The sequence below is a fragment of the Mesorhizobium sp. ES1-1 genome, assembly GCF_020164785.1.
Taxonomy (GTDB): Bacteria; Pseudomonadota; Alphaproteobacteria; order Rhizobiales; family Rhizobiaceae; genus Mesorhizobium.
The window spans coordinates 242437-249403 of the sequence record NZ_JAIUGX010000010.1; the positions used below are offsets into that span (position 1 = coordinate 242437).

The window sequence follows — 6967 nt, forward strand, 5'->3', positions numbered from 1 at the left end:
GCCCGCCATCTCAGCGCTCCGCGTCGTAGTTGGTCATCACGGTGTAGAACACCCACGACAACAACAGGATGATGAGGAAGTAGACAAGCGACATGGCCGCCGCCGGGCCAAGGTCGAACTGGCCGAGCGCCGTCTTTACTAGGTCGATCGACAGGAAGGTCGTGGAGTTGCCCGGCCCGCCGCCGGTGACGACGAAGGGCTCGGTGTAGATCATGAAACTGTCCATGAAGCGCAGCAGCACCGCGATCAGCAGCACGCGCTGCATCTTCGGCAGTTGGATATAGCGGAACACCGCCCAGCGCGAGGCACCGTCGATCTTGGCTGCCTGGTAGAACGCATCGGGGATCGAGACCAATCCGGCATAGCAGAGCAGCACGACGAGGCTGGTCCAATGCCAGACGTCCATGATGATGATGGTCACCCAGGCGTCGAACGGATCCTGCACATAGTTGTAATCGATGCCGATCGCGTTGAGGTAATACCCCAGAAGCCCGATGTCGTTGCGGCCGAATACCTGCCAGATGGTGCCGACGACATTCCACGGGATCAGCAGCGGCAACGACATCAGCACCAGGCAGACAGGAACGCCCCAGCCCTTTTTCGGCATGTTGAGCGCGATGAAGATGCCGAGCGGCACCTCGATCGCCAGGATGATGAAGGAGAAGACGAGGTTGCGCACCATCGCTTCCCAGAAGCGACTGGACGACAGCAGTTCCTCGAACCACTCGGTGCCGGCCCAGGTGAAGACATTGTTGCCGAACGTGTCCTGCACCGAATAATTCACCACCGTCATCAGCGGTATGACGGCGGTGAATGCCACCAGCACCAGCACCGGCAGCACCAGGAACCAAGCCTTGTTGTTCCAGGTCTTGTCCATCTATGCCCCCATCTCGACGCGCCAGGAGTCGGCATAGATGTTGATGCCGGTGGGATCGAACCGAACCTTCGGTTCGGCGGGCACTGTGTCATCCTCGCCGATTATCGCGGCGATCTCGCGGCCTTCGAGCTTGGCCCGCACCACCTTGTGGCGGCCGACATCCTCGACCTTGCTGATCGAGACGGCCATGCCCTCGCGGCCGAGCCGAACATATTCGGGACGAATGCCAAGTTCGAGCGCCGCGCTGCCGGCCTTGGGCGCGCCGGGCAGCTCGATCCGCTGCGACCCGAGCGTCGCCGTCTTGCCTTCGATCGCCACCGGCATGACGTTCATGCCGGGCGAACCGATGAAATAGCCGACGAAGGTGTGGCGCGGCCGCGCGAACAGTTCGGCCGGCGTGCCGATCTGGACGATGCCGCCATCATACATCACCACGACCTGGTCGGCGAAGGTCAGCGCCTCCGTCTGGTCGTGGGTGACGTAGACCATGGTGTAGGCGAAGCGTCGGTGCAGCTGCTTCAACTGCGAGCGCAGCACCCACTTCATATGCGGATCGATGACGGTCAGCGGCTCGTCGAACAGGATGGCGTTGACATCCGAACGCACCAGCCCGCGGCCGAGCGAGATCTTCTGCTTCTGGTCGGCTGTCAGGCCCCTCGCCTTCTTCTTCGCCCAGGACGCCAGGTCGATCATCTCAAGCGTCTCGCGCACCTTGCGATCGACATCGGCTTCCGGCACGCCGCGGTTGCGCAGTGGAAAGGCAAGATTGTCGTAGACGGTCATGGTGTCGTAGATCACCGGGAACTGGAACACCTGCGCGATGTTGCGCTCCTGCGTCGACAGATTGGTCACGTCCTTGCCATCGAACAGTAACCGGCCATGCGACGGGTGCAGCAGGCCGGAAATAATGTTCAGCAACGTGGTCTTGCCGCAACCGGAAGGCCCAAGCAACGCATAGGCGCCGCCATCCTCGAACACGTGATGCACCTCGCGCAGCGCGAAATCGGCATCGGTGCGCGGGTTGGGCAGGTAGGAATGCCTGACATTGTTGACGTCGATGCGCGCCATTCCGGCCTCCTATGCCGCGAGCTTCGGCGCGCTCATGGCGCGGCCTTGCCCGTCGAAGACCATGATGTGTCGCGGATCGATGAAGACTTCGACCACCGCGTCGGTCTCGAAGTCGCGAATGCCATGGGTCAGCATGACCCAGCGGGCGTCGGCGAAGTCGAGATGGATGAAGCTCTCCGACCCGGTGATCTCGGTGATCGTCACCTTGGCCCGCACCGACACCGCCGAAGCGTTGGGTCGCTCGAGCGACAGGTGGTGGGGCTGAAACCCGATCGTGTAGTTGGCGTCGGGGATGGCGGTTAGTTCGGCCGGCACCGGCAGGTTCACAGCGCCGTCCAACTGGAAAACCGGACCTTTCTTGGCGAGCACGATCGTATTGAGCGGCGGATCGGCGAAGGTCCTTGCCGTCACCAGATCGACGGGCTCGCGGAACACCTCGATGGTCGGCCCGAATTGCGTGATGCGGCCTTGCGACAGCGTCGCCGTATTGCCGCCGAGCAGCAGCGCCTCATGCGGTTCGGTTGTCGCATAGACAAATATCGTGCCGGCCGCCGCGAAGATCCTGGGCAATTCGGCGCGCAATTCCTCGCGCAATTTGTAGTCCAGATTGGCAAGCGGCTCGTCGAGGAGGACCAGACTGGCATTCTTCACGATGGCGCGCGCCAGGGCGGTGCGCTGCTGCTGGCCTCCCGAGAGGCTGAGCGGCGTCCGGTCGAGATAAGGCGTCAGCTTGAGTAGGGCCGCAGCTTCGCGCACCTGGCTGTCGATCTTGCCCTGCTCGACGCCGGCTACCCGCAAGGGTGAGGCGATGTTCTCATAAACGCTCATGGCGGGATAGTTGATGAACTGCTGGTAGACCATGGCGATCTTGCGCTTCTGCACCGGCATGCCGGTGACGTCCTTGCCATCGAACCATACGGAACCGGAAGTCGGTACATCGAGCCCGGCCATCAGCCGCATAAGGCTGGTCTTGCCGGACAGGGTCGGGCCAAGCAGGACGTTGAGCGAGCCGTGCTGAAGCGTCAGCGACACATCGCTTATGTGTTCGGCCGCACCGACTGTCTTGGTGACATTCCTCAGTTCCAGCATGATGCCTCCTCCCAGGCCTTCTGCATCAGATCAAACCGTCGTCATTCCGCGGCCGCAACATGATGGCGGCTGATGCCGCGCATAAATTCGTCCAGCGTCGCGGCCTGCTCACGGCTCAGGTGCAAACCGCGCTTTGTCCGGCGCCACAACACATCTTCCGCCGTGACAGCCCATTCGTTTTCGACGAGATAGCGCACTTCGGCCTCGTGAAGATCGCCACCGAAATTCCGTCCAAGATCTGCATTTGACCTGGCAAGGCCGAGCAGACTGTTGGCACGGGTCCCGTAGAGCCGGCTCAGCCGCTTGGCCAGACGCGCTTCGAGAAATGGATAGGCGGCTTTCAGTTTCGCCACTTGCGCGTCGAAGCCGGTGGCGGGGAAGTCGCCGCCGGGCAACGGCGCGTTGGCCGTCCACGGCTTGCCGCGCTTGCCGAGGTAGCCCTCGATCTTTTCCAGCATCGATTCCGCCAGCCGGCGGTAGGTGGTAATCTTGCCGCCAAAGGCATTGACGATCGGGGCTGCGCCTTCGCCGCCATCGGCTTTCAGCACGTAGTCTCGTGTTGCTTCCTGCGCCTTGGACGCACCGTCATCATAGAGAGGCCGCACGGCCGAATAGGTCCACACGATGTCCGAACGCTTGACAGCTTCGGCGAAATATTCGCTCGCCGCCGCGCACAGATATTCGATCTCGGTGTCGCTGATCTTCACGTCGTGCGGGTCGCCGGGATAGTCCTGGTCGGTGGTGCCGATCAGCGTGAACTCATCTTCATAGGGAATGGCGAAGATGATCCGGCCATCCTTGTTCTGGAAGAAATAGGCGCGCGGGTCATCGAACTTCCGCCGGATGACGATGTGGCTGCCCTGTACGAGGCGCACATTATGGACGTCGTTCAGACCGACCGCACCTGAAAGCACGTTATCGACCCAAGGCCCGGCGGCATTGACCAACAACCGCGCCTTGATCTCCTCGATCTCTCCAGTCTGCAGGTTCTCGATTTTGATCAACCATACGCCGCTCTCTCGGCGCGCTTCGACCACCTTCGTGCGGGTCCGGATCGTCGCGCCGCGATCGGCGGCGTCACGCGCGTTCAGCGCCACCAGCCGCGCATCATTGACCCAGCCATCCGAATATTCGAAAGCTTTCGTGAACAATGGCTTCAGAGGCTTGCCGGCCGGGTCGCTGGCCATGTCCAGGGTCTTGGTCGAGGGCAGCAATTTGCGCCCGCCAATATGGTCATAGAGAAACAGGCCGAGCCTGATCAGCCACGCAGGACGCAAACCCTTGGCGTATGGCAGCACGAAGCGCATCGGCCAGATGATGTGCGGCGCATTCTTCCAAAGAACCTCGCGCTCCATCAGCGCCTCGCGGACCAGGCGGAATTCATAGAATTCGAGATAGCGCAGGCCGCCATGAATCAATTTGGTCGAGCCCGAGGACGTGCCGCTGGCCAGGTCGTTCATCTCGGCAAGAAACACGGAAAAGCCGCGCCCAACGGCATCACGGGCAATGCCGCAGCCATTGATGCCGCCGCCTATGACGAAAATGTCCTGGACTGGATGTGGGTCCACCGAGTTCCTCCACGATTTCGCATTGCACCATTCAGGGCTTTCCGCGAAACCGTGTAGGAATTATTTCGAAATCAGAACGAATGTCAAACGAAATGTCACAAGGCCCTGATATGGTTCCGGCTTTGCTGCGCGTTGCTCAAATTGTGGATGTTTCGATCAGATGAACATCCGCCTCCTGGCAGATCTTGCGTACCGACGAAATATCGCAGCGGTCGGTGATGAAGGTGTTGACCTGCGACAGATGGCCGATGCGAACCGGCGCCGTCCTTTCGAACTTGGTCTGATCCGAAACCAGGATGACGTGGCGTGCATTGGCGATAATGGCTTGCGCCACCTTCACCTCGCGGAAATCGAAGTCCAATAGCGCGCCGTCATGATCGATCGCCGACGCCCCGATCACGGCATAGTCGACCTTGAACTGCCTGATGAAATCGACCGCCGCCTCCCCGACGACGCCGCCGTCCGAGCCCCGCACGACACCGCCTGCGATCACCACCTCGATGGAAGGATATACACGCATCCTATTGGCAACGTTGATGTTATTGGTGATGACCATCAAACCGACGTGGTCGAGCAATGCCTTGCTGACGGCCTCGGTCGTGGTGCCTATGTTAATGAACAGCGATGCGTGGTCAGGTATGAGCTTTGCTGCTGCACGGCCGATCGCCTCCTTCTCATCTGCGGCGATCTTGCGTCGCGCTTCATACTCCATGTTTTCGATGCCAGAAGGAAACAACGCCCCGCCATGGACACGGGAGAGCAGCCGCTGGTCGCACAGGTCGTTGAGATCCTTGCGGATCGTCTGTGGCGTCACGTTGAAATGAGTGGCGAGGTCGTCGACCAGGACCCGCCCATGCTCCTTGGCCATCTCGATGATTTCCGCATGGCGTGGCGAGAGATACATGAGGCAACTTCCATTTTCGTTTTTCATGTCTATAGCCGAAAACGAAAGCGATGAAAAGACGCGCGCCGGCCATGCCTCACCGACCCGATCGTCTTGATTTCAGCCTATCTGGCGCGCGATTTCGGTTATGACACTGAATGCCGTATCGGTATCGGCGGATGTCGTCTCGAACTGTCCGACCTGGAACCGGATCGCTACGCGTCCGTCGACCCTTGTCTGGGTCAGGTAGATACGGCCGTCATCGTTGATCGCGTTGACGAGAAGCAGATTGTGTTCGTCGTGATCCTGATCGGCCGCAGGCCGGTGCCGGAACGAAAACAGCGACAACATCGGTTGGCTGACGATCTCGAAATCCGGCTCTCCTGCGAGTCGCGTGGCAAGTCCTTCGCTCCACGATACATGGGCGCGGATCATGGCCCGCAGGTTTTCCAGACCGTGGGCGCGCAGCAGGAACCATAATTTGAGCGCACGAAAGCGCCGGCCAAGCGGCACCGACCATTCCGAGTAATTGATGACGCCGTCGCGTCCATGCGTCTTGAGGAATTCGGGCTTGATTGCCAGCGTGCGCACGAGGTCTTCCGGTTGTCGCAAGAACTGGATGGAGCAGTCGAACTGGGCCCCAAGCCATTTGTGCGGGTTGAAGACGATCGAATCGGCTTGTTCGACGCCCGCCCAGTAATGACGATATTCAGGGCAGATCATCGCCGAGCCGGCCCAGGCCGCGTCGACATGAAGATAGAGTCCATGCCGGCGCGCGACACCGGCGATGTCCGCGATATTGTCGGTGCCGCCGATGCTGGTTCCGCCGACGCTGCCGATGATACCGGCCGGCAGCATTCCAGCCGCGCGATCGGCAATGATTGCTGCTTCCAGCTCCGCCGTATCCATGCCGCGGAAACGGCCCTGCCCGGAGATGCGAACCAGGTTCTCTTGGCCGATGCCGGAAATCCAGATCGCCCGGTCGATTGATGTGTGCACCTGGTCGGAAGAATAGACACGCAAACGCGGCTGCCCCGCCAAGCCTTGGCTGTTGCCCTGCCAGTCTAGGGCGCGTTCACGCATCGTCAGAACGGCGGCAAGCGTCGCCGATGACGCTGAATCCTGGATCACCCCAGAAAAACCCTGCGGCAGGCCGAGCGCCTGACGCATCCAGTCGACGGTCCTCGTCTCGAGCTCCGTCGCCGAGGGCGAAGTCTGCCAGAGCATGCACTGCGCTGCCATTGCCGAAACCAGATACTCGGCCACCACGGAAACGGGCGCCGCGTTCGCCGGGAAATAGGCGAAGAAGCGCGGATGCTGCCAATGGGTCATCCCCGGCAGGATCTTCTCTTCGAAATCCGCGAAGATGCTATCCATCGGCTCCGCGGCTTCTGGAGCCGAAGCGGCTAGAGCGTTTCCTGTTTTGGGAGAATCGTAGGATTCCCATCGAGGCTTGTTTGTGATTCAAGATGCTGGCTGGAT

The 6967-nt window shown here is 60.7% G+C and carries 5 protein-coding genes and 1 pseudogene; all 6 read right to left on the reverse strand.

The window, feature by feature from the left end:
* Window positions 1–10: 10 nt before the first annotated feature.
* Window positions 11–877 (reverse strand): carbohydrate ABC transporter permease, encoded by an 867-nt coding sequence (locus tag LB513_RS18770; protein ID WP_224664988.1) that lies wholly within the window; start codon window positions 875–877, stop codon window positions 11–13.
* The gene (locus tag LB513_RS18775) at window positions 878–1945 is read right to left on the reverse strand and encodes an ABC transporter ATP-binding protein (protein ID WP_224664989.1); all 1068 of its coding nucleotides are present in this window, start codon (window positions 1943–1945) and stop codon (window positions 878–880) included.
* A 9-nt stretch (window positions 1946–1954) separates the two neighbouring features.
* Window positions 1955–3034: an ABC transporter ATP-binding protein gene (locus LB513_RS18780; protein ID WP_224664990.1), complete on the reverse strand. Its 1080-nt coding sequence runs from the start codon at window positions 3032–3034 to the stop codon at window positions 1955–1957.
* Between the two features lie 41 nt (window positions 3035–3075).
* On the reverse strand, window positions 3076–4602 hold the full coding sequence (glpD, locus tag LB513_RS18785; protein WP_224664991.1) for a glycerol-3-phosphate dehydrogenase: 1527 nt from the start codon (window positions 4600–4602) through the stop codon (window positions 3076–3078).
* A 136-nt stretch (window positions 4603–4738) separates the two neighbouring features.
* A complete protein-coding gene (locus LB513_RS18790; RefSeq protein WP_224664992.1) occupies window positions 4739–5506 on the reverse strand; it encodes a DeoR/GlpR family DNA-binding transcription regulator in 768 nt (255 codons plus the stop codon).
* Window positions 5507–5605: 99 nt separating this feature from the next.
* Window positions 5606–6898 (reverse strand): annotated as a pseudogene (locus LB513_RS18795) (pyridoxal phosphate-dependent decarboxylase family protein); the annotation flags it as partial.
* Window positions 6899–6967: the final 69 nt, after the last annotated feature.

Bases quoted from the DNA above. Each gene is read 5' to 3' on its own strand.
- LB513_RS18770 (WP_224664988.1), bottom strand. From the start codon at position 877: ATGGACAAGACCTGGAACAACAAGGCTTGGTTCCTGGTGCTGCCGGTG.
- LB513_RS18775 (WP_224664989.1), bottom strand. From the start codon at position 1,945: ATGGCGCGCATCGACGTCAACAATGTCAGGCATTCCTACCTGCCCAAC.
- LB513_RS18780 (WP_224664990.1), bottom strand. From the start codon at position 3,034: ATGCTGGAACTGAGGAATGTCACCAAGACAGTCGGTGCGGCCGAACAC.
- LB513_RS18790 (WP_224664992.1), bottom strand. From the start codon at position 5,506: ATGTATCTCTCGCCACGCCATGCGGAAATCATCGAGATGGCCAAGGAG.